General features: G+C 63.7%; 22 protein-coding genes and 2 riboswitches. Of the genes, 12 read left to right on the top strand and 10 right to left on the bottom strand.

From position 1 onward, the window contains the following. Positions 1–18: 18 nt before the first annotated feature. From gcvP to CDE01S_RS02235, 6 genes are all read right to left on the bottom strand, one after another. Positions 19–2,907: an aminomethyl-transferring glycine dehydrogenase gene (gene gcvP / locus CDE01S_RS02260; RefSeq protein ID WP_066703110.1), complete on the bottom strand. Its 2,889-nt coding sequence runs from the start codon at positions 2,905–2,907 to the stop codon at positions 19–21. Positions 2,908–3,006: 99 nt separating this feature from the next. Continuing rightward, positions 3,007–3,375, bottom strand: coding sequence for a glycine cleavage system protein GcvH (gcvH, locus tag CDE01S_RS02255; protein ID WP_066703107.1), 369 nt, complete (start codon positions 3,373–3,375; stop codon positions 3,007–3,009). Positions 3,376–3,418: 43 nt separating this feature from the next. Then, positions 3,419–4,561: a glycine cleavage system aminomethyltransferase GcvT gene (gcvT, locus tag CDE01S_RS02250; protein ID WP_066703104.1), complete on the bottom strand. Its 1,143-nt coding sequence runs from the start codon at positions 4,559–4,561 to the stop codon at positions 3,419–3,421. A gap of 55 nt (positions 4,562–4,616) precedes the next feature. Then, positions 4,617–4,736: riboswitch (glycine riboswitch) on the bottom strand. A gap of 21 nt (positions 4,737–4,757) precedes the next feature. Next, a riboswitch (glycine riboswitch) is annotated at positions 4,758–4,860 on the bottom strand. A gap of 114 nt (positions 4,861–4,974) precedes the next feature. Continuing rightward, positions 4,975–5,298, bottom strand: coding sequence for an RNA-binding regulator (rbp, locus tag CDE01S_RS02245; protein WP_066703101.1), 324 nt, complete (start codon positions 5,296–5,298; stop codon positions 4,975–4,977). A gap of 97 nt (positions 5,299–5,395) precedes the next feature. Continuing rightward, a complete protein-coding gene (infA, locus tag CDE01S_RS02240; protein WP_066703099.1) occupies positions 5,396–5,662 on the bottom strand; it encodes a translation initiation factor IF-1 in 267 nt (88 codons plus the stop codon). A gap of 36 nt (positions 5,663–5,698) precedes the next feature. Then, entirely contained in the window at positions 5,699–5,944 is a 246-nt protein-coding gene (locus tag CDE01S_RS02235; RefSeq protein ID WP_439648660.1) for a DUF6566 family protein, read from the bottom strand. Positions 5,945–6,366: 422 nt separating this feature from the next. Here CDE01S_RS02235 and CDE01S_RS02230 point away from each other — a divergent pair, with 422 nt between their 5' ends. Continuing rightward, entirely contained in the window at positions 6,367–7,839 is a 1,473-nt protein-coding gene (locus CDE01S_RS02230; RefSeq protein WP_066703086.1) for an RNB domain-containing ribonuclease, read from the top strand. Between the two features lie 42 nt (positions 7,840–7,881). Here the strand turns inward: CDE01S_RS02230 and CDE01S_RS02225 are convergent, their stop codons facing one another. After that, positions 7,882–9,552, bottom strand: a complete 1,671-nt coding sequence (locus CDE01S_RS02225; RefSeq protein ID WP_084382644.1) for a diguanylate cyclase — start codon at positions 9,550–9,552, stop codon at positions 7,882–7,884. A 372-nt stretch (positions 9,553–9,924) separates the two neighbouring features. Next, on the bottom strand, positions 9,925–11,901 hold the full coding sequence (locus CDE01S_RS19125; RefSeq protein WP_066703080.1) for a methyl-accepting chemotaxis protein: 1,977 nt from the start codon (positions 11,899–11,901) through the stop codon (positions 9,925–9,927). 327 nt (positions 11,902–12,228) lie between these two features. Between CDE01S_RS19125 and CDE01S_RS18050 the strand changes: the two genes are divergently transcribed. The 8 genes from CDE01S_RS18050 to CDE01S_RS02180 all read left to right on the top strand — a co-directional run bounded on the left by CDE01S_RS18050 (position 12,229) and on the right by CDE01S_RS02180 (position 15,536). Further along, positions 12,229–12,636, top strand: coding sequence for an NHLP leader peptide family RiPP precursor (locus CDE01S_RS18050; protein WP_084382643.1), 408 nt, complete (start codon positions 12,229–12,231; stop codon positions 12,634–12,636). Next, on the top strand, positions 12,633–13,040 hold the full coding sequence (locus tag CDE01S_RS02210; protein WP_281179331.1) for an NHLP leader peptide family RiPP precursor: 408 nt from the start codon (positions 12,633–12,635) through the stop codon (positions 13,038–13,040). The genes CDE01S_RS18050 and CDE01S_RS02210 overlap by 4 nt, the downstream gene beginning before the upstream one ends. A gap of 46 nt (positions 13,041–13,086) precedes the next feature. Next, the gene (locus tag CDE01S_RS02205; protein WP_066703070.1) at positions 13,087–13,380 is read left to right on the top strand and encodes an NHLP leader peptide family RiPP precursor; all 294 of its coding nucleotides are present in this window, start codon (positions 13,087–13,089) and stop codon (positions 13,378–13,380) included. Between the two features lie 55 nt (positions 13,381–13,435). Then, on the top strand, positions 13,436–13,789 hold the full coding sequence (locus CDE01S_RS02200) for an NHLP leader peptide family RiPP precursor (protein ID WP_084382642.1): 354 nt from the start codon (positions 13,436–13,438) through the stop codon (positions 13,787–13,789). Between the two features lie 26 nt (positions 13,790–13,815). Further along, the gene (locus tag CDE01S_RS02195; protein WP_066703058.1) at positions 13,816–14,208 is read left to right on the top strand and encodes an NHLP leader peptide family RiPP precursor; all 393 of its coding nucleotides are present in this window, start codon (positions 13,816–13,818) and stop codon (positions 14,206–14,208) included. A gap of 56 nt (positions 14,209–14,264) precedes the next feature. After that, positions 14,265–14,603 carry an NHLP leader peptide family RiPP precursor gene (locus CDE01S_RS18045; protein ID WP_157077014.1) on the top strand — a complete coding sequence of 113 codons (339 nt, stop codon included), beginning with the start codon at positions 14,265–14,267 and terminating at the stop codon, positions 14,601–14,603. Positions 14,604–14,761: 158 nt separating this feature from the next. After that, on the top strand, positions 14,762–15,103 hold the full coding sequence (locus tag CDE01S_RS19230) for an NHLP leader peptide family RiPP precursor (protein WP_218016490.1): 342 nt from the start codon (positions 14,762–14,764) through the stop codon (positions 15,101–15,103). A 127-nt stretch (positions 15,104–15,230) separates the two neighbouring features. Beyond that, on the top strand, positions 15,231–15,536 hold the full coding sequence (locus CDE01S_RS02180) for an NHLP leader peptide family RiPP precursor (protein WP_245636088.1): 306 nt from the start codon (positions 15,231–15,233) through the stop codon (positions 15,534–15,536). 165 nt (positions 15,537–15,701) lie between these two features. Here the strand turns inward: CDE01S_RS02180 and CDE01S_RS02175 are convergent, their stop codons facing one another. Next, positions 15,702–17,393 (bottom strand): electron transfer flavoprotein-ubiquinone oxidoreductase, encoded by a 1,692-nt coding sequence (locus tag CDE01S_RS02175; RefSeq protein WP_066703056.1) that lies wholly within the window; start codon positions 17,391–17,393, stop codon positions 15,702–15,704. Positions 17,394–17,545: 152 nt separating this feature from the next. Between CDE01S_RS02175 and CDE01S_RS02170 the strand changes: the two genes are divergently transcribed. The 3 genes from CDE01S_RS02170 to CDE01S_RS02160 are packed head-to-tail and all read left to right on the top strand — an operon-like array spanning position 17,546 to position 21,219. Beyond that, on the top strand, positions 17,546–18,328 hold the full coding sequence (locus CDE01S_RS02170) for an SDR family oxidoreductase (RefSeq protein ID WP_066703054.1): 783 nt from the start codon (positions 17,546–17,548) through the stop codon (positions 18,326–18,328). After that, a complete protein-coding gene (locus CDE01S_RS02165; protein WP_066703052.1) occupies positions 18,325–18,744 on the top strand; it encodes an acyl-CoA thioesterase in 420 nt (139 codons plus the stop codon). Before CDE01S_RS02170 ends, CDE01S_RS02165 begins: the two co-directional genes overlap by 4 nt. Positions 18,745–18,792: 48 nt before the next feature. Further along, on the top strand, positions 18,793–21,219 hold the full coding sequence (locus CDE01S_RS02160) for a Lon protease family protein (protein ID WP_066703048.1): 2,427 nt from the start codon (positions 18,793–18,795) through the stop codon (positions 21,217–21,219). A gap of 15 nt (positions 21,220–21,234) precedes the next feature. Here CDE01S_RS02160 and CDE01S_RS02155 read toward each other — a convergent pair whose 3' ends face one another. Continuing rightward, positions 21,235–21,693, bottom strand: coding sequence for a tetratricopeptide repeat protein (locus tag CDE01S_RS02155; RefSeq protein WP_066703045.1), 459 nt, complete (start codon positions 21,691–21,693; stop codon positions 21,235–21,237). Positions 21,694–21,742 lie beyond the last annotated feature (49 nt).

Here is a 21,742-nt window from a genome sequence, read left to right as displayed (position 1 = left end):
GCGGGCGTGGTCTGAAACTCAGGGCGTCTCTTGCGCCAGCTCGTTCACCGGCACACAACTGCAGAACAGGTTGCGGTCACCCCAGACGTTGTCGATGCGGCCTACCGGCGGCCAGTACTTGGTCTGCTGTTCTTCGCCGCGCGGGAAGGCGGCCAGCTCGCGCGGGTAGGCGTGGGGCCATTCGGCCTTCAGCAGGCTGGCCGCCGTGTGCGGCGCGTTCTTCAGCGGGTTGTCGTCCTGCGGCCACTCGCCACGCTCCACACGGGCGATCTCGCGGCGGATGGCGATCATGGCGTCGATAAAACGGTCCAGCTCGTCCAGCGTTTCGCTCTCGGTGGGCTCCACCATCAGCGTGCCGGGCACCGGGAAGCTCAGCGTCGGCGCGTGGAAGCCGTAGTCCATCAGACGCTTGGCCACGTCCTCGGCGCTGACACCACTGCTCTCTTTCAGCGGGCGCAGGTCCAGGATGCACTCGTGCGCCACATGGCCGTTCTCACTCGCGTACAGCGTGGGGTAGAAGTCCTTCAGGCGGGCGCTGATGTAGTTGGCGCTCAGGATGGCGGCTTCGGTGGCGGCGGTCAGGCCGTCGGCACCCATCATGCGCACGTACATCCACGAAATCGGCAGCACCGCGGCATTGCCCAACGGTGCGGCTGATACAGCCCTCACACCCTGCGACGCTACGCCGCCGGTGGTGTGGCCGGGCAGGTAGGGCACCAGGTCTTCCACCACACACACCGGGCCGACACCGGGGCCGCCGCCGCCGTGCGGGATGCAGAAGGTCTTGTGCAGGTTGAGGTGGCTGACGTCGCCACCGAACTCGCCCGGCGCCGCCACGCCTACCAGCGCGTTCATGTTGGCGCCGTCCACATAAACGCGGCCGCCGTGCTGGTGCACCAGGGCGCACAGCTCTTTTACGCTGGTTTCGAACACGCCGTGCGTGCTGGGGTAGGTGATCATCACGCAGGCCAGCTGCGCGCTGTACTGCTCGCATTTGGCTTTCAGGTCGGCCAGGTCCACATTGCCCTGCGCATCGCAGGCGGTCACTACCACCTGCAGGCCTGCCATCTGGGCGCTGGCCGGGTTGGTGCCGTGGGCGGAAGACGGGATGAGGCAGATGTTGCGCTGGCCTTGCCCCTGCGCCTGGTGCCAGGCGCGGATGGCCAGCAGGCCGGCGTACTCGCCTTGCGAGCCGGCATTGGGCTGCAGGCTGATGCCGGCGTAACCGGTGGCCTGGCACAGCCAGGCGCGCAGCTGCGCGTCCAGCTCGGCATAACCCTGGCGCTGGGATGCGGGGGCGAAGGGGTGGATGTGCGCAAACTCGGGCCAGGTTATGGGAATCATCTCGCTGGTGGCGTTGAGTTTCATGGTGCAGCTGCCCAGCGGGATCATGCTGCGGTCCAGCGCCAGGTCCAGGTCGCTCAGGCGGCGGATGTAGCGCAGCATGCCGGTCTCGCTGTGGTGGGTGTTGAACACCGGGTGCGAGAGGAAGGCGCTGCGGCGGCGCAGGGCGGCCGGGATCAGGGCCTCGGTGTTCTGTTCCAAGGCTTCCACCGTCGGCACGACCTGGCCGTCCCGGGCGAAGACGGACCAGAGCAGCGCGATGTCGTCGCGCGTGGTGGTCTCATCGAGCGAGATGCCCAGCGACGTTTCGGAAACAAAACGCAGGTTGGCGCCCGCCGTGACGGCGCGGCCAGCTATCAAATTAGTAGCATCTCCAGTCTGTACGGTGACGGTGTCGAACGCCGTGGCATGCGTCAGTGTGTAGCCCAGCGCCTGCAGCCCGCGCGCCAGGATGGCGGTGAAGGTGGCCACGCGCTCGGCAATGCGCGTCAGACCCTGCGGGCCGTGGTAGACGGCGTACATGCTGGCCATCACGGCCGGCAGCACCTGCGCGGTGCAGATGTTGGAGGTGGCCTTCTCGCGCCGGATGTGCTGCTCGCGCGTCTGCAGCGCCAGGCGGTAGGCCGGGCGGCCGTGCACGTCCACGCTCACGCCCACCAGACGGCCGGGCAGGGAGCGCTTGTAGTCGTCGCGGCAAGCCAGGTAGGCGGCGTGCGGGCCGCCGTTGCCCATGGGCATGCCGAAGCGCTGCGTGCTGCCGAGCACGATGTCGGCACCGAATTCACCCGGCGGCAGCAGGAGCGTGAGCGCCAGCAGGTCGGCCGCCACGCACAGGGCGGCCTGCTGCGCGTGCACCTGCTCGGCCAGGCCGCGCAGATTGGGTACGGCGCCACTGCTGCCGGGGTATTGGGCCAGCACGGCGAAGTAGTCGTCCGCGGCCATCAGCTCGGCCAGCGCGCCCACGCGCACCTCAATGCCCAGCGGTTCGGCGCGGGTGCGGATGACTTCGATCGTTTGTGGGTGGCAGTCGGCATCCACCAGGAACACATGGCTCTTGCTTTTCACGCTGCGCTTGGCGAGTGTCATGGCTTCGGCGGCGGCGGTGGCTTCGTCCAGCATGGAGGCGTTGGCAATCGGCATGCCGGTGAGGTCGCACACCATGGTCTGGAAGTTCACCAGCGCTTCCATGCGGCCCTGGCTGATCTCGGCCTGGTAGGGCGTGTAGGCGGTGTACCAGGCCGGGTTCTCCAGGATGTTGCGCAGGATGACGCCCGGCGTGTGCGTGCCGTAATAACCCTGGCCGATGAAGCTCTTGGCCACCTGGTTCTTCGCTGCAATCGCCTTCAGTTCGGCCAGCGCGGCGGCTTCCGTCACCGGTGCTGGCAGGTCCATGGCGCTGGCGCGCGCAATCGAACGCGGCACGATGCCGTCGATCAACTCACGGCGCGAGGCCGAGCCCACGGCCTGCAGCATGCGGGCCTCGTCCTCGGACGAAATGCCGATGTGGCGGGCCAGGAATTCGGTGGCGTTTTCGAGTTCGCGCAAGGGGCGGGCTGCGGACATGGTCGTGGTTCTTCCTCGTCAGAGACGATCTGGTTTCAAAAAACAAAGAGGCGTTGTGAGCGGGCTGCTGGGCGTTGCGTCACAGCCGCGCATCAGCGGTCAGGCGTTCTTGGTGAGCTCGGTGTAGGCCGTCTCATCCAGCAGCGCATCAAGTTGCGAGGCGTCGGACAGCTTGACCTTGAAGAACCAGCCGGCGCCCAGCGGGTCGCTGTTGGCCAGCGACGGGTCAGCGCGCAGGGCTTCGTTCACCTCAGTCACTTCACCCGAGACCGGCATGTACACGTCGGCCGCGGCCTTGACGGACTCCACCACGCCGGCCACGTCTTTCTGCGCCAGCGTCTTGCCCACTTCGGGCAGGTCGACGAACACCACGTCGCCCAGTGCGTCCTGCGCATGGACCGTGATGCCCACCACGGCGGTGTTGCCCTCGACCTTGAGCCACTCGTGGTCTTCGGTGTACTTGATCATGCTGTCATCTCCAAAAAATCAGTTGGCGCGTGAGTAAAGGTGCTCAGCCACGGTAATAGCGGTTCGGTACAAAGGGCATGACCGACACTTCCATCGCCACCGGCTTGCCGCGCACGATGGCGTTCAGCCGGGTGCCCACCGCCGCACATTGTGCCGTCACATAGGCCATGGCCACCGGCTTGTCCAGGGTGGGCGACAGCAGGCCACTGCTGACTTCTCCCACGCGCTGGCCAGCCAGGTCTTGCAGTTCCACGTGTTCACGCACCGGCACACGCTCCAGCCCGATCAGGCCGACACGCTGGCGTGTGAGAGAGGCCGGGGTATCCAGCTGCGCGAGCACCTTGTCGGCGCCGGGGAAGCCGCCAGCACGGGCGCCACCGCTGCGGCGCACTTTCTGGATGGCCCAGTTCAGGCCGGCTTCGATGGGCGTGGTGCTGGTGTCGATGTCGTTGCCATAGAGGCACAGGCCAGCTTCCAGACGCAGGGAGTTGCGCGCGCCGAGTCCCGCAGGTTTTACCTCCGGCTGCGCCAGCAGCAGGTGGGCCAGCGCCTCGGCCTGCATCTCGTGCACGGAAATCTCGAAGCCATCTTCGCCGGTGTAGCCGCTGCGGGTGATGAAACACTCGATGTCCTGCGCCGAGTGCCTGACGTGAAAGTGCCCGCCGCTCATGAAGACCAGCTTTTCCACACCAGGGCACAGGCGCTGCAGCGCGGCCACCGCCTGCGGCCCCTGCAGCGCCAGCAGGGCACGCTCCGGCATGGGAATGACCTGGCAGCGTTGGCCGATGCGGGCCTGGATGTGGGTGATGTCACCCACTTTGCAGGCGCCATTGACGATGACGAAGATGTCAGCACCCCGGTTGACGAACATCAGGTCGTCGAGGATGCCGCCAGTCTCATTCAGCAGCATGCCGTAGCGTTGCTTGCCCACGGCCAGGCCTTGCACGTCGACCGGGATCAGGGTTTCAAAGGCGGCCGCTGAATCAGGCCCCACCAGGCGCAACTGGCCCATATGCGAGACGTCGAACAGGCTGGCAGCGGTGCGGGTGTGGTGGTGCTCGGCCATCAGTCCGGCCGGGTACTGCACCGGCATGGCGTAGCCGGCAAAGGGCACCATGCGGGCGCCCAAGGACAGGTGCAGGTCGTACAGCGGGGTGTGAAGCAGGTTCTGGTCAGGGCTCGACAAAGCAAAACTCCAGGGGCATTGGAAACCACGACCAGAACCAATGTCCGGGCCATGGGCTGCCCCCGCTGTCCGCTTTACCTGAGAGATTCACCGGGCCGCGTCAGGGGTGGCACGTGCTGCGGTTTGCTCCTTCGGTGGACTGCATTGCATGCAGCCTCTCTCCAGTGGGGAGACGCCGGTCGGCATCGCTGCCAGTGGGCGTTCGTCAGTCCTTTTGCCTGAGCGTTCAGACCGCTGCAATCAGCCATCCTGCGCCTTCGGCGGTTCTCGATGTGAAAACTCTCTCCTGACGGGGCGGGATTGTACGCCAGCCTATGCAATGCCATGGCGACGTTGGGCTCATGCAACCCGTTGCCATGTTTTGGGCATAAAAAAACCGACCCGAAGGCCGGTTTTCAGCTGAAGTTCAGACTTCAGTAACGGTTGCCACCACCATAGCCGCCACCGCCGCCTTCGCGACGGCCACCGCCGAAGCCGCCAGTGCGCGGCTCCATCGGACGGGCTTCATTGACCACCATGTCGCGGCCGTCAACGTTCTGGCCGTGCATGCCGGTGATGGCTGCCTTGGCTTCTGCGTCGGAAGACATCTCCACGAAGCCGAAGCCCTTGGAGCGGCCGCTGTCGCGGTCCATCATCACCTTGGCCGACTGCACGTCGCCGTAGGCACCGAAGTGTTGTTGCAGGTCGTTGTCGCGCACCGAATAGGAGAGGTTGCCGACGTAAAGTTTGTTGCCCATTTTTGGGACCTTTCAAGTAAAGCGTTCACGGTTTCAAGGAAACTCGCAACGCGGGGGAATGACGGTCTTGGTTTAAAAAACCATCAAAGAATCAGGTTCAGCGGAAGGTGCGTCGCGCTTGCGATGGTGCACCGCCGGAGCGGGGCTCCAGGTGGCGGAAGGTAATGCGGCCTTTGCCCAGGTCGTAGGGCGAAAGCTCCAGCGACACCTTGTCGCCCGCCAGGATACGGATGTGGTGCTTGCGCATCTTGCCGCCGGTATAGGCAATCAGGCTGTGCCCGTTGTCCAGCGTGACACGAAAGCGCGAATCGGGCAGCACCTCATCGACCTTGCCTTGCATTTCAATCAGTTCTTCCTTGGCCATGGCGGGCTCCTTGTGATGTATGAAAGTGAATGGGGCTCAGGCAATGGCGCCGCCGTGGCGCTGCTGCAGCCAGCTGTGGCCTTCGGCGATGGCGTATTGCAGTGCGCCTTCCTCGGTGGGGAAGTGCGGCACGAAGCGGAACACGCGGTCATGCGTGCCGCTGCCGCGGCCGCTGCGAATGGAGACGGATGCTGCGTAGTGGCCCGATTCGGTGCGTCGGGTCAGGGGGGAGACAAGGTACTTGCCTACCGAAAATGCTTTTTCTAATGTGGTCGTAATCAATTGCTTGCATGGGCCCTGTTGGCGCATGTCGGTAAATTCAGGAAACCGTCCACTGGTTTGGTTTTCTGGTGGTGGACGTCGCGGTACAAAGCCGCTGCCGGGGTGTCCGGTCGAAAAGGGAAATGGAGACCGGGGATGAGCTCGCCGCTGGGGGGAGTTTGACGCCGTGAGGGCCGGATGTATCGGCCAGAAGGGGTGCGGTGTGCGGCTTTGGGAAGGGCCGTGGACCGTGTGTCAGACAACAGTGCTGCAAAGGTAAGCAAATCGCAGCAACGGACAGAGTGTACGCTGGTTTTGCATGTCGTGCCGATTATTTTTATGCAGGGTCGGCATGGACGTTGTGTGGGCGGTGTGATGTGAACCGGCACAGGCCGTGTTTCGCCGGTGCACAATCCAGCCAGGTTGCAACCAACAGGGAACCCATGAGCCGAGCCTTGATTCATCACCGCACCGACCTGACCACCCTTGCCACCTGGGCCATGTTCAGTCGCGGCCTGCAGCCCGAGTTTCCGCCCGCGGTGCAGCAGCAGCTGGCGCAGATCAAAGGCCCGGCCCATGAAGAAGACAGCCGTATCCGCGACCTGAGCGCGCTGCCCTGGTGCTCCATCGACAACGACGACTCGCGTGATCTCGACCAGCTCACCGTGGGCGAAGCGCTGCCCCATGGTCGGGCACGCATCTTCGTGGCCGTGGCCGATGTGGATGCCCTCGTGAAGAAAGGTTCGCCGATTGACCAGCACGCGCACATCAACACCACCACGGTCTACACCTCGGCGCGCATTTTCCCCATGCTGCCCGAGCGCCTGTGTACCGACCTGACCTCGCTCAACCCTGACCAGGACCGCCTGGCCGTGGTGTGTGAGATGGAGTTCAGCAACGACGGTCTGCTGACCAGTTTCAGCATCTACCGAGCCCGGGTGCGCAACAAGGCACAACTGGCCTACGACGCGGTATCGGACTGGATTGAAGCCAAGGGCGAGCTGCCCGCTGCGGCACACCGCATCAAGGGCATGGACATGCAGCTGCGCCTGCAGGACGACCTGGCGCAGAAGCTGCGCGTGCTGCGGCGCGCCGAAGGCTCGCTGGAGTTCGAGACCTTCCAGCCACGCGCCCAGTTCGACGGCGAGCGCATCACCGACATCCGGCTGCAGCCGCAGAACCGCGCGCGCCAGCTGATCGAGGAACTGATGATTGCCACCAACGGCTGCACGGCGCGTTTTCTGGTGGCGCAGGGCCAGGTCTCGCTGCGGCGCGTGGTGCGTTCACCCGAGCGTTGGCTGCGCATCGTGGAGGTGGCCAAGAACTACGGCGCAACGCTGCCGACCGAACCCGATGCCAAGGCGTTGGAAGACTTTCTGGCCAAGCAGCACAAGCGCGACCCGCTGCGCTTTCCTGACCTGTCGCTGGTCATCGTCAAGCTCATGGGCTCGGGCGAGTATGTGGTGGAGCGGCCGCAGGGGGAACCGATCGGCCACTTCGGTCTGGCGGTGCAGGACTACATGCATTCCACGGCGCCGAACCGCCGCTACCCCGACCTCATCACGCAGCGCCTGATCAAGGCCGCACTGGCCGGTGAGAAGCCGCCGTACACCAACGCCGAGTTGATTGAACTGGCGGCCCACTGCACCGCACAGGAAGACGCGGCACAGAAGGTGGAGCGGCAGTTGCGCAAGTCGGAAGCGGCGCTGCTGCTGCACTCGCATATCGGCCAGCGCTTCGAGGCGCTGGTGACGGGCATCAACCCCAGCGGCACCTGGGTGCGCATTTTCGAGCCGCCAGCCGAGGGCCGGCTCCGGGGCGATCTGCCGGAACTCCATGTGGGGCAGCCCTTGCGCGTGAAGCTGGTTTCCACTTCTGTGGAGCGCGGTTTCATCGACTTCGAAATCGCCCACTGAGAAACCAAGCGCCACCGGGCTGGCCGGCACGGCCCCGGGGCATCAGTCGGCGTGCGCCACCCGATTGCGGCCCGATTGCTTCACGCTGTACAGCGCATCGTCCGCGGCGGTGATCAGTTTCTCCAGGGACTGATCCGGCTTCAGCTGGGCGACACCGAAACTGGCCGTGATCTGCACGCGCACTTCATCCTTGGCAATGACCACCATCTCCTCCAGTGCACAGCGAATCCGCTCTGCAAACTGGGTGGCGGTTGTCAGGTCGGTTTCTGGCAGCAGCATGATGAATTCTTCGCCACCCCAGCGCGCCACGCAGTCACCGTTGCGCGTCAGGCGGGTCAGGGTCTGGCCGACTTTGACCAGCACCGCGTCGCCGATGGCGTGGCCATGCCCGTCGTTGATGGCCTTGAAGAGATCAATGTCCAGAATGACCGCAGCCAGGGGCCGCTGGTGTCGCACGGCCAGGCCATAGGCCGTTTCGGCCTGTTCCAGAAAACCGCGCCGGTTGGCCAGTTGGGTCAAGGCGTCCACGCGTGCATCGCGCTCGGCATCGAGGCGTTTGAGCATCTGCGCCCGAATGAACTGCACCAGTGCCAGCTGCAGCAACAGGGCTTCGGCCATGGTGCCCATCTCCACGCCGCGGTAGGTCCAGGGGGTGAAGGGCAAGAGGCCCCAGACGGAAAAGGTGGTGGCACACAGCCCGATGGCTGAGGCGATGCCCGAGGCCAGGAAATACCCGGCGGCGGCCTGACCGCGCCGCTGAGCCAGGATGCCGATCGGGACCAAGGCCACCGAAAAAATGCCGCTCGCCAGAAACGCCGTGTAGACGGCGGTGGCGTGCCAGTTGAAGAGGACCGTCACCAGTATCCACGCGATGATGCCGCGGCATGCCCATTGGATGCCGCGCCCGAGTGCCGGGACTGACTGGTCCAACGCCAGAAACTCGCGGGCGAATTTCAGGCCCGCGGTTGCCGAGAGCACCATGAGGACCAGGATGACATAACGCTGGAAGTAGGGGGCCTCGGGCCACAGCCAGGCCATGCCACGGCCGGTGTAGGACAGGTTCATGGCGACGAAACTCAGCAGGTACAGGGCGTAATACAGGCTGTTGCTCCGACCCAGGCCAAAGTACATGATCAGGTTCAGGACCGACAGCGCGGCCAGAAAACCGTACAGGACGCCGTAGCTGGAGTGCTCAAACTTGGCCTGCTGCGCCAGGGTGAGGGGCGTGAGCAGCTGCACGTTCACGATCATCGGGTCCGGCGTGGCAAAACGCAGCAGCACTTCGCTGCGCCCGGGCGGGAAACTGTGCTCAAAAAGATAACCCAGTGCATCGTCCAGATACGGCGCATTGGCCAAGGCATCGCCCGTGTGCCAATGGGTGGTGTCGCCCGTCGGGTGGACCACGTGCACATCGAGTGTGTCGGTCCAGCTCGGGCTCACGGCAAGCTGCCGCTTCAGAGGCTGGTCAGTGGGGTTGTCAACCACCAGATGCGCCCACACCGGGCGATGCCCGATGCCCAAGCCGAGGACCGGCGAGTGGATGGGCGGGTCTTGTGCCGCGGCGAAGGCCTGTCGGGCGGCCGCCAGGTCCAGGGGGTGTCGGTTTCGGTCAGCAGACGCATGTGCTGCCCCAGGGGGCGCGACGGCGGCGCCAGTGCATCCACTGCACCGGGTACATCCGCCGCCTGGGCTGGGGCGGTCAGCCCCAGCCACAAGGCCAGGATGAGGTACCGAAAAAAGATCGGTGCAGACAGGGCTTGCGCCCAGCCTTTTGCACGCGTGGTTCGCGTACCTGTCGTGCTCCGTGTCATCAGTACCTCTTGCTTTTGCTTTTGTTCAGATGGGCCGGAGCTGAAGCTATGGGCCGTTGGTGGGCCTATTTTAGGGGGTACAAAAGGCGCTCATTTACCTCGGGGAGACTTGGTCCGTGGCGGTCTGTTGATGACATCAAGCAATATGGTTCCTGTTGAATCTCCTTCCAGAATCATCCGATCCGCCAGCCTCCATCGCCACCGGCCGCGTGTTTTGCGCTTGGCACCGATGGGGACTTGGGCTGGCAACCGACGGATGGTGGCTTTTGTACTTTCAAAGCGCGAGTGCCGCATGCCTTGCGGGAGAGGGCAGGCGCACGGCGCCGGTATTGAACTTGAAAACACTCACTGCGTGCATCAGGTCCTGGGTCTGAGACCTGAGGCTGGCCGCAGCGGCAGAGCTTTCTTCCACCAGGGCGGCGTTCTGCTGCGTGGCCTGATCCATCTGCGACACGGCCTGGTCCACCTGCGCCATGCCGGCGCTTTGCTCGGCGCTGGCCGCACTGATCTCTCCCATGATGTCGGCCACACGGCGGATGCTGGTGACCACCTCGGTCATGGTGTTGCCGGCCTGGTCGACCAGGGTGCTGCCTTGCTCCACCCGGTTGACGCTGGCGGTGATGAGGTTCTTGATCTCTTTGGCCGCCTCGGCGCTGCGGCTGGCCAATGAGCGGACTTCGCTGGCCACCACGGCAAAACCACGGCCTTGCTCCCCGGCGCGGGCGGCTTCCACCGCAGCATTCAGCGCCAGGATGTTGGTCTGGAAAGCGATGCCGTCGATCACGTTGATGATGTCCGCGATCTGATGGCTCGAGTCATTGATGCCTTTCATGGTGCCGACCACCTGGGCCACGACCTCGCCGCCTTTCATGGCCACGGTGCTGGCCGCATGTGCCAGCTGATTGGCCTGTTGGGCGCTATCGGCGTTGTGTTTCACGGTGGCGCTGAGTTGTTCCATCGAGGCGGCGGTTTGCTGCAGGGCGCTGGCCTGGCTTTCAGTGCGTGCGCTCAGGTCCTGGTTGCCCTGGGCGATTTCCGCGCTGGCGGTGGCCACCGACTCCGAGCCTTGCCGGACGGTGGCGACCACTTGCACCAGGCTTTGCTGCATGCTGTGCAGCGCCGCCATCAGCTGCGCGATTTCGTTGTTGCCGACCACCTGCACCGGCATGCCGAGGTCGCCTTCCGCCACGGAACGGGCCACGGCAATGGCTTCGTCGATGGGCCGGGTGATGCTGCGTACAAACGCCGTGGCCAGGGCAATGGCCGCGGCCATGCCGAACAGCAGCAGGCCCAGTGTCAGAGCCATGTCCTGACGTTCCGCAGCGGCGCGCGTTTCCAACTGATCCACCAGTTGTTGCATGGCGACCGCGTTGAATTCGAAAAGACTGTCGATGGTGTGGGTGAATTCGTCGAAATACGCCGGGGCGGGCAACGTCAGTTGGCTGGCCGAAATGAGTTCCTTGTCGGCGAGTGCCATTGTCTTGCCGACGCGCGCCTTCATGTCATCGACACGCGAACCCAGGGCGGTTTTCAGGCCAGAATTGATGCGGGTGGCCTTGTCCAGGGCGCGGGTGGTGTCGCCATACAGCTCGTGGATGCGCTGCTGCAGCGCCACCAGCGTGGCACGGCCTTCCGGGGACAGGTTGCCCTGAGTCAGCACGCCTGCGCCTTGCGCACGCATGACGCCCAGTTTCTCGGCCAGGTGGGGCACATGCACCAGCGTGCCCTGGATCAAGGCACTGGTGTCTTCCCCCGCGTCTTGGGCCAGGTTGTAGTCGTCCAGCAGGGTTTCGCTGAGCAGCATCAACGATGCAATCAGCCGGGTGTGCTGCTGGGTGCTTTCTGCCGTCTTAAGTTGCCGGTTGGCAACGAGCTGCTCCAGATCAGCCCAGCGCTTCTTGAGATCGCCCCAAGCCGCAGTCGTGGACGCGGAGGCACCGCGCGATGTCAGGCGCGCGTCCACCGCCTGCATGGCTTTGGCCAGCGCAGCCGCCAAACCGGGGCGGCGTGCGGCCAGGGCTTCGTTGCCGCTGAGCATGCCGGCCGACAGTCCTCGGTGCTGTTGCATGAGCTGAACCACTTTCTGCAGAGCGATGACCGGTGCCGTTCCATCGATTTCCCGCCGGGTCTTGGCGATGTCATCCAGTACGCCATGAACGTACAGCGTGGTGGGTATAGCCGCCATGAACAGGGCCAGGAGACCCAGGATCAGGAACTTGTGCGAAAGGTGAAGGCGCTGTATGTGTGACATGGAGGGTTCCAGCAGGTTGGTAGCCTGACCGCAGGCGCCGCGACATGCGGTGCATGGGCCAGCTGACGACGGTTTGTTGTGTCTGGATAAATGCAAGCGTCGTGCCACCTTTGGTGCAGGCGCGCATCGACTTGGGCGGTCCTGCTGCACTGCGGCGGTGCCATCTGGCGTTGGATGCACCTGTGTGCAACATGGGTCTGGGCGAATGGTTCAAATGTGTGCATATCAATTGCGCGTCTGGGGGCGGTCCTGGCCCAAGGCTTCTCTGCGCGAACTTTTCCCGCGGATCGGTTACTCATGCGGTAACAGTCAAGCGAAGGATGCTCTATGAACCAGGAAGCCCAGAGTCAGAAGATGGCCCAGATCATTGCCAAATGCTGGTCTGATTCCGCTTTCAAGGCCAAATTGCGGGCCGACCCGGCGGCCGTGCTGCAGGCCGAAGGCCTGGCGGTGCCGGCCGGCCTGCGGCTCGAGGTGGTGGAAGACACGCCGCAGTGTGTGCACTGGGTGCTTCCCGCCCGGCCGATGGATCTGTCCGATGACGAGCTCGATCAAGTCGCTGGTGGCATGACGATTTCCGTTTCCCCCCATCCAGTCGTGTCGGGTTCTTATTTCCTGGTTGCGTCCAAGCCTGTCGGGACCCGCAACCAGGCGTCAGTGGTATGGACCTCCTTCAATCCTTTTAACCGGACGGCGATCGACTGGACCGAGACGTATGAGGTGTATGCCCGTTGAGGCAGATCCGTTTCCCGCAATACCGAAACCAGACCAGGAAAACCATGCAGCAAGACACACATGAACAGACACTGGGCCAGATCATTGCCAAGTGCTGGTCCGATGCCTCATTCAAGGCGCGTTTGATGTCGGACCCGGTGGCGGCACTGCAATCGTTGGGCGTCGAGGTGCCGGGCGGGCTGCAGTTGCAGGTCCTGGCCGACACCGAGCAGGTGCGGCACTTGGTGATTCCCATATCGCCTGCTGGTTTGTCTGATGTGCAACTGGACGCGTTGGCCGGTGGGCAGCGTCTGAACGCGCAGATTGTTGACAGCGTGGCACAGACCAACGTGAAACAGACGGGGGATTCGGCTGCGCAATTGGCGAACCCCATCTATCGGATGCCATACCCATGGCAGCGGTGAACCGCGGCATCCCGGGAACCCTGAAAACCTTTGAAAAGAAAAGACGATGAAGCAGGAAATACAAATTCAGAAGTTGAACCAGATCATTGCCAAGTGCTGGTCGGACACGGCGTTCAAGACCAAGCTGTTGGCCGATCCGGTCGAGGTGTTCAAGGCCGAGGGCCTGTCGATGCCGCAGGGCGTGGAACTCTGTGTACTGGAAAACTCCGCCGCGCTGTCGTACCTGGTCATCCCTGCCCGCCCGGCCGAGTTGACTGACGAAGCGCTGGATGCCGCTGCCGGTGGCGCAAGCTTGCGTGATCAGTTGCTGGCGTCGACCAAACACAAACCGCGCCTCTGACCCTGTAGCCCGGTGCGTCGGGTGAGGCACAGGCATTCTTTTGAAGGCAGGAACCATGAATATCGAGACACAAAACCAAAAAATGAGCCAGATCCTGACCCGCTGCTGGGCCGATGCAGCTTTCAAAGTCCAACTGCTGGCCGACCCGGTGGCCGTTCTCAACGCACAAGGGTTGGAAGTGCCCGCCGGTGTGCAGGTGCGTGTGGTGGAAGACACTGATCAGGTCGTGCACTGGGTCATCCCGGCCCGTCCGAATGAGGTGTCAGATGATGCCTTGGAAGCGGTGGCCGGTGGTGGGCGTCTGGGTAGCTTGCTGCCCGATGTGACGGCGCCGCAACTCTCCAGCGGATGGCTCGGTTTCCTGGAGCGCTACATCGCGAAGCCGGTCAAACCGGTGGTGAATCTGTAACACCCATTGCATTAAAAGGACGCTTCATGGATCAGGACAACATGAATCAAAAAATGCATCAGATTTTGGCTCGGTGCTGGACCGATGCTGCCTTCAAAGCCCAGTTGCTGGCCGACCCGGTGGCAGTGCTCACGGCGCAGGGGTTTGACTTGCCCGAAGGTCTGCAAATCAGAGTGCTTGAAGACAGTCCTGAACTGATGCATTGGGTCATCCCGACCCGGCCGAGCGAGCTGTCGGATGCAGCGTTGGATGCCGTCGCGGGTGGGCAGTTCGAGGGGCTCATCCCTGCCATGCCCAGTTTGACGTCGCCCGGTGTTCCCGGCCTTCCTCCCATCCGTGATCGCTTGGAAAACCTGGTGGCTGCAGAGGTTCGAAAGCAGAATGCACAGTTGCTGTCCAGTCTGCGCCGCATTTCGTAGCCTGCTTCGCGAGTTCTTGGCAGGCCTTGTCCATTGGAAAGTCTGAGGAAACCTGAATGCCCTCACATGAACAGCCGCAGCCCATGGACCAGATCATGGCCCGGTGCTGGTCTGATGCAAGCTACAAGGCCAAGCTGCTGACCGACCCCGTGACCGTCTTGCATGCTGCAGGCGTGTCGGTGCCAGAGGGCGTGCAGCTACGCGTGTTGGAGAACACGACCCAAGTGATGCATCTGGTGATCCCGGCACGGCCAGCCGGCCTGTCGGACCAGATGCTGGATAAGGTCGTGGGCGCCGGCACAGCGCCATCGGCACCCGGCACGGGCCGGGATGTCATGAAAGATCACCTGGCCGCCATCTGGATGGCCAAGTACTTCCCACATCCGAAGGCCTGAGCCGGTACGCCGGTGTTGCGCCAGCAGGGGCAGAACTTTCTGCGCCATGCGGTTACTCATGAAATGAAAACCCGGTGGTCTGGGGGCGCGACTTGGACCCAGATGGCAGGTTGCAAGACCAGCCGCTGCCACCTGACAACCTCAACTTAGAAGGAGAAATGATGACCAAAAATCAGAATGCACATGAGCAGGCACTGGGCCGTATCATCGCCCGCTGCTGGACGGATGCCGCTTTCAAGACCCGCCTGCTGGCCGATCCAGTTGCTGTGCTCCAGGCCGAGGGGCTGCCCGTGCCGCAGGGTGTTGCGCTGCGTGCCGTAGAAGACACGGCGCAAACCGTGCACCTGGTCATTCCAGCGCGCCCGGCTGAGCTGTCGGACGAGATGCTGGACGGTCTGGCTGGAGGCGGAATATTCGACCAGTTGCTTCGGGGGGCTTTGCCGCCGCAGCAGCAACCTTTCCCTTTCCCGGTCCCTGGTTTTCCCTTTTTCCTCCGCTAAAGCAGCTGTGATCTGCTGATGTGTTGCGCTGTCTGACATTCGATAGGCGGCGTTCACATGACACTGGCTCGTATGGATAGACAACGACGAAAGGAACATGATGAGCGAGATGACACTGGAGTCCGTCTTGTCCCAGATCATTGCCAAGTGCTGGATGGATGCCAACTACAAGGCCCAACTGCTCGCGGATCCTGCCAAGGTGCTGAAGGCCGAGGGGTTGAACGTACCCACGGGGCTGCAGCTGGTGGTGCTGGAAGACAGCCCGTCACAGGCGCATTGGGTCATTCCCGTGCGGCCCAGTCAGTTGTCCGATGACGAGCTGGAGGACGTGGCGGCCGGCGCTGGCGGTTTCTATGAGTTTCTCAAGAAGGCGCAGCCCATTGCCGCATCCATTGCACGCACGCCGGCTCCGCGGCTGCTCCCATGGTTATGAAGCCGGTAGCGGCGTTGCGGTGATCGCTCGCCGGTCGGGGCTGTTCAGCGAAGGTTGGCGCGGCGGGTTTTGCCTGCTGTGATGCGATGTGGAACGATCACGCTGTCGCGCTTGCACATGGACAACGGGGCCTGAAGGCCCCGTTGTGATCCGTGCATCTCTTGCTTACATGCTGGTGTAGTTTGGCCCGCCGCCGCCTTCCGGCGTGACCCAGACGATGTTCTGCGTCGGGTCCTTGATGTCGCAGGTCTTGCAGTGCACGCAGTTCTGGGCGTTGATCTGCAGACGGTCGGTGTTGTCGTCGTTCTTCACGAACTCGTACACGCCGGCCGGACAGTAGCGGGCCTCGGGGCCGGCGTACTTGGCCAGGTTCACGTTGACCGGCACCGAGGCGTCTTTCAGCGTCAGGTGGGCCGGCTGGTTTTCCTCGTGGTTGGTGTTGCTGATGAACACGCTGCTCAAGCGGTCGAAGGTGAGCTTGCCGTCCGGCTTCGGATAGACGATGGGTTTGCACTCGACCGCCGGCTTGAGATAGACGTGGTCGGGTTTGTCGCGGCGCAGCGTCCACGGGATGTGGCCGCGCAGCACGAACTGCTCGAAGCCGTTCATCAGCGTGGCCACGGTCAGGCCCTTCTTGAACCAGCTCTTGAAGTTGCGCGATTTGTTGAGTTCGGTGTAGAGCCAGCTCTTTTCGAAGGCTTCCGGGTAGGCGCTCAGTTCGTCGTGTTGGCGGCCGGCCACCACGGCGTCATACGCGGCTTCGGCAGCCAGCATGCCGGTCTTGATGGCGGCGTGGCTGCCTTTGATGCGGCTCACGTTCAGGTAGCCGGCGTCGCAACCCACCAGGGCGCCGCCCGGGAACACGGTCTTGGGCAGGCTCATCAGGCCGCCGGCGGTGATGGCGCGTGCGCCGTAGGCCAGGCGTTTGGCGTTGACTTCGCCTTTGTCGTTCTCAAAGTACCAGCGGATGTTGGGGTGGGTCTTCCAGCGCTGGAACTCTTCGAACGGGCTGAGGTAGGGGTTGCTGTAGTCCAGACCGACCACGTAGCCGATGGCGACCTTGTTGTCTTCCAGGTGGTACATGAAGGCGCCGCCGTAGGTGTTGTTGTCCATCGGCCAGCCGGCGGTGTGCATCACGAAACCGGGAGTGTGTCGCGAGGGATCGATCTCCCACAGCTCCTTGATGCCGATGCCGTAGGTCTGCGGGTCGCGGCCTTCGTCAAGTTTGTACTTGGCGATCAGTTGCTTGCCCAAGTGGCCACGCGCGCCTTCGGCGAACACGGTGTACTTGGCGTGCAGTTCCATGCCGAGCTGGAAGTTCTCGGTCGGCTCACCGTCCTTGCCCACGCCCATGTTGCCGGTGGCCACACCTTTGACGGAGCCGTCTTCGTTGTAGAGCACTTCGGCGGCAGTGAAGCCGGGGAAGATCTCCACGCCCAGCGCTTCGGCCTGGGTGCCCAGCCAGCGCGTGAGGTTGCCCAGGCTGATGATGTAGTTGCCGTGGTTCTGTGCGCACTCGGGCAGGAACATGTTGGGGGTGCGGGTGGCACCGGTTTCGCTCAGGAAGCTCCATGCGTCGTCGGTCACGGGTTGGTTGAGCGGGGCGCCGAGTTCTTTCCAGTTCGGGAACAGTTCGGTCAGGGCCTTCGGGTCCATGATGGCGCCCGAGAGAATGTGCGCGCCGGGTTCGCCGCCTTTTTCCAGCACCACCACCGAGACGTCCTGGCCTTTTTCTGCAGCCAGTTGCTTGAGGCGGATGGCCGTGGCCAAGCCGCCGGGGCCGCCGCCGACCACCACCACGTCGTATTCCATCGATTCGCGGGGGCCGTACTGGGCCAGGATTTCTTCGTTCGTCATGGTGGCTTCTTTCTTCTGAAGTCGCTTGATAATGAGGCCGGGATGTTAGGGGTAAACGCGCCCCCGGCCTGTCGAATGCGTGACTGATTTTAATTCGGTTCGGCAGCAAAATCGAACGGTCGTTCTATTTTTGTTTTTGAAAGGCGAGTTTCATGGCTTACAGCATCGACCTCTCCGGCCGCGTGGCCTTCATCACCGGCGCCTCGGGCGGCCTGGGGGCGCAGTTTGCCCGCACCCTGTCCCAGGCCGGTGCCGCCGTGGTGCTGGCCAGCCGCCGGGTGGAAAAGCTCAAGGACCTGCGCGCCGAGATCGAAGGCGCGGGTGGCGACGCCCACGTGGTGGAACTCGACGTGACCGACGTGGACTCCATCCGGGCCGCCGTGGCGCGGGCCGAGACCGAAGTCGGCTCGATCGACATCCTGATCAACAACTCGGGGGTGAGCACCACACAGCGGATTGTGGACGTGACCGAGGCTGACTACAACTACGTGCTGGACACCAACACCAAGGGCGCCTTTTTTGTGGCGCAGGAGGTGGGCAAGCGCATGCTGGCGCGCGCCAAAGGCGCGGCGCCCGGCACCTTCACCGGCGGGCGCATCGTCAACATTGCCTCCATGGCCGGGCTCAAGGTGCTGCCGCAGATTGGCATCTATTGCATGAGCAAGGCGGCCGTGGTGCACATGACGAAAGCGATGGCGGTGGAGTGGGGCAAGTTCGGCATCAATGTCAATGCCATCTGCCCGGGTTACATCGACACCGAGATCAACCACCACCACTGGCAGACCGAGCAGGGGCAGAAGCTCATCAACATGCTGCCGCGCAAGCGCGTGGGCCAGCCGCAGGACCTGGATGCCGTGCTGGTGATGCTCTGCTCCAACGAAAGCCATTTCATCAACGGTGCGGTGATTGCCGCTGACGACGGGTTCGGCACATGAAAATTGAATTGCCTGACAACAAGAAGCTGGTGGCCGAGATGACGATGCCCATCCGCTGGGGCGACATGGACGCCATGGGGCACGTCAACAACACGGTCTATTTCCGCTACCTGGAGACGGCGCGCATCGAGTGGTTCCGAACCATCCACTGTGAACCCGACCCGCAGGGGCAGGGGCCGGTGATCGTCAACGCCTTCTGCAATTTCTACAAGCAGCTCGAATATCCGGGTGACGTGCTGGTGAAAACCTATGTCAGCGACCCCGGGCGCACCACTTTCGAGAGCTGGCACACCATCGAGCGGGTGGACCAGCCGGGTCTGATCAGCGCCGCCGGCGGTGCCACCGTGATCTGGGTGGATTTCCCGCAGCAGAAGGCGGTGACGCTGCCGGACCGGATGCGCCAGCTCGTCAGTTGACCGAGCCTGGGGCGGGCGCAAAATAGGCGGTTCATCCAGTCTGTTGCCATGTCCATCATCCAAGTCCCTCCTGCCGAGCTGCGTCTGGCCATCGAGCCCCAGACGCTGGGTTTTGCCGACACGTCCGAGCTGCTGCACCACCCGCTGCCCTGGATCGGGCAGGAGCGCGCCGAGCAGGCGGCGCGCTTCGGCCTGCAGATGGACCAGCCGGATTACAACCTCTTTGTGCTGGGCGAGGTGGGGAGCGGGCGCACCACGCTGCTGTGCGAGATGATGCGGGCGGTGGCGGCCAGCCGGCCGGTGCCGCCCGACCTGTGCTACCTGCACAACTTCGATGTGCCGGAGCACCCGCGCGCGCTGCGCATGCCTGCCGGGCAAGGGCGGCAGCTGCGCCAGCTCATGACGCAGTTCATCAAGACGCTGCAAAGCGAGATTCCCAAACGCCTGGCCGGCCCCGACTTCAAGGACGAGCGCGACCGTCTTGCCAAGACCTACAAGGCAGAGGAAGACCACGCTTACGCTGAGTTGGACGCCTATGCCGAGGCGCGTAACTTCGCGCTGATCCGCGAGTCGGGCCACATGGTCTTCACCCTGCGCGACGACAAGGGCGAGCCGCTGACCGAGGGCAAGGCGCTGTCATTGCCGAAAGAACGGCGCGTGGAGATCGACCGCATGGAGGAGGAGTTGCGTGGTGAGATCACGCGTTTCCTGGACAAGACCCGCGCCATGGAACGTGTGATGAACGAGGGGCTGGCAGCCCTGCGCCGGCAGATGATCAAGCCGCTGCTGGAGCATGAGCTGCAGGAGATCCGCAACGAACTGCGCAAGCAGATTAAGGACACGGTCAAGCTCGGCCACTACCTGGAGCAGGTGCAGCACGACGTGCTGGAAAACCTGGAACTGTTCCAGTCCGGCGATGAGGCCGAGAGCGAGGAGATCCGCTTGCAGGCGCTGGCCGAGGTGCTGGCGCGCTACCACGTGAACCTGGTGGTGGACAACCAGGGCCGAGAAGGCGCGCCGGTGATCGTGGAAGACAACCCGCTGTACCGCACGCTGTTCGGCAGCGTGGAGTACCAGACCGAGAACGACGTGCTGGTGACAGACTTCTCGCGCATCCGCGCTGGCAGTCTGCTCAAGGCGAACGGCGGTTTCCTGTTGCTGCACCTGCGAGACCTGCTGGCCGACGAGCCGGTGTGGGAGAAGCTGCGCCGTTTCCTGCGCAGCGGCCGGCTGCAGATCGAGGAGCCGGGCATGATGTACGCGCCGATTGCAGCCGTCTCGCTGCAGCCCGAGCCGGTGGACGTGGACGTGAAGCTGATCCTGATTGCCTCGGTAGAGGAGTACTACGCGGTGCAGGAGGGCGACCCCGAATTCGCGCGCCGCTTCCGCTGTAAGGTGGACTTTGCCGAGAGTTTTACTGCCAACAACGAATCACGCCTGGCCACAGCGATCTTCGTGGCGCACACCTGCCGCAAGATGGGCCTGCCGCACTTCAGCGCCGGCGCCGTGGCGGCCATGTTGGAGGAGGCACACCGCGAGGCCGAAGACCAGACGCGCCAGAGCGCCATCTTTGCCCATACCGAGGCGCTGGTGATGGAAGCCGCCGCCATGGCGCGCGCCCGCGGCGGCGCCCTGGTGGAGGCGCAGGACGTCGAGGCCGCGCGTCTGGCACGGATCCACCGCCACGACTATCCGGAGCAGCGCCTGCAGGAAACCATCCTCGATGGCGAGCGTCTGTTGGACTTGCAGGGCGAGAAGGTGGCGCAGGTCAATGGCCTGACGGTGGTGGACCTGGGTGACTACCGCTTCGGTTTCCCGGTACGGGTGACGGCGCGCACCCATGCCGGCGACGAAGGGCTGCTGAACATCGAGCGTGAGGTGGAGCTGTCCGGCCCCATCCACGACAAGGGCGTGCTGATCCTGCACAGCTACCTGGCTTCGCTGTTTGCCCATATCGCGCCGCTGGCGCTCAATGCAGCGGTGGTGTTCGAGCAGGAGTACAGCGGGGTGGAGGGCGATTCGGCCTCGTGTGCCGAGTTCTATGCGCTGCTGTCAGCGCTGGCCAATACGCCGCTCCAGCAGGGCATTGCCGTGACGGGCGCGGTGAACCAGCGCGGCGAGATGCTGCCGGTGGGCGGCATCAACGAGAAGATCGAAGGTTATTTCCGCAGCTGCGAGCTGATGGGACTGACGGGCCAGCAGGGGGTGTTGATCCCGCGCCGTAACCGCCGCCACCTGATGCTGGACCGCCGGGTGGTAGAGGCGGTGGCACAGGGGCGCTTTCACATCTACACCGCCGAGCTGGCCAGCGAAGGCATGGAACTGCTCACCGGCTTACCTTTCGGTGAGTTGGGCGCGGGCGGTTACCCGCCGGATACGGTGCTGGGTCGGGCGCAAAAAACGCTGCAAGACTACCGCAAGGCCTGTCAGGCGTCGGGTGCCAAGCCGGAGCGCCGGCCGCGCACGCTCAAGTAGCCGGTCTCAGTTGCTTCAGTTGTTTTTGGCCTTGCTGGCCATCTCATAAGCCTTCTTCAGGTCGCGGTATTCCTCGCAGGAGAAGGTGCAGATCTTGTCCAGTGCATCGAGGTGCTGCTTGGCCTTGTCGAGCTGGCCCAGCTCGATGTAGGCCTCGCCGATGTACTCATGGGCGCCGCGGTGCTTGGGGTCCAGCGTCAGGGCTTTCTTGTAGGCGGCCAGCGCATCGTCATAGCGCTTGAGGTGGCGCAAGCTGTAACCCAGCAGGTTGAAGCCGTCGGCATTGGACGGGTTGCTGCGGGTGAAACTGCCCAGTACGTCGGCAGCGCCGGCCCAGTCCTTTTTCTCGATCAGCGCACGCGCCTGCTTCAGTTCGCTGGGCGGCGGCGGTGTGCTGGGCGTGGTGTCAGCGGCCCAGGTGGCCTGGCTGCACAGGATGAGGAACAGGGAGGTGAGAAACTTGAATCGACTCATGGATGCTCCTGCCCGGCGGCGGCGGGAGTGCCGCGTGACAGGGCCGGGG

Origin of the sequence: Curvibacter delicatus NBRC 14919, assembly GCF_001592265.1 — a bacterium.
Lineage (GTDB): Bacteria > Pseudomonadota > Gammaproteobacteria > Burkholderiales > Burkholderiaceae_C > Hylemonella > Hylemonella delicata.
This window is presented reverse-complemented; position numbering and strand designations above follow the sequence as displayed.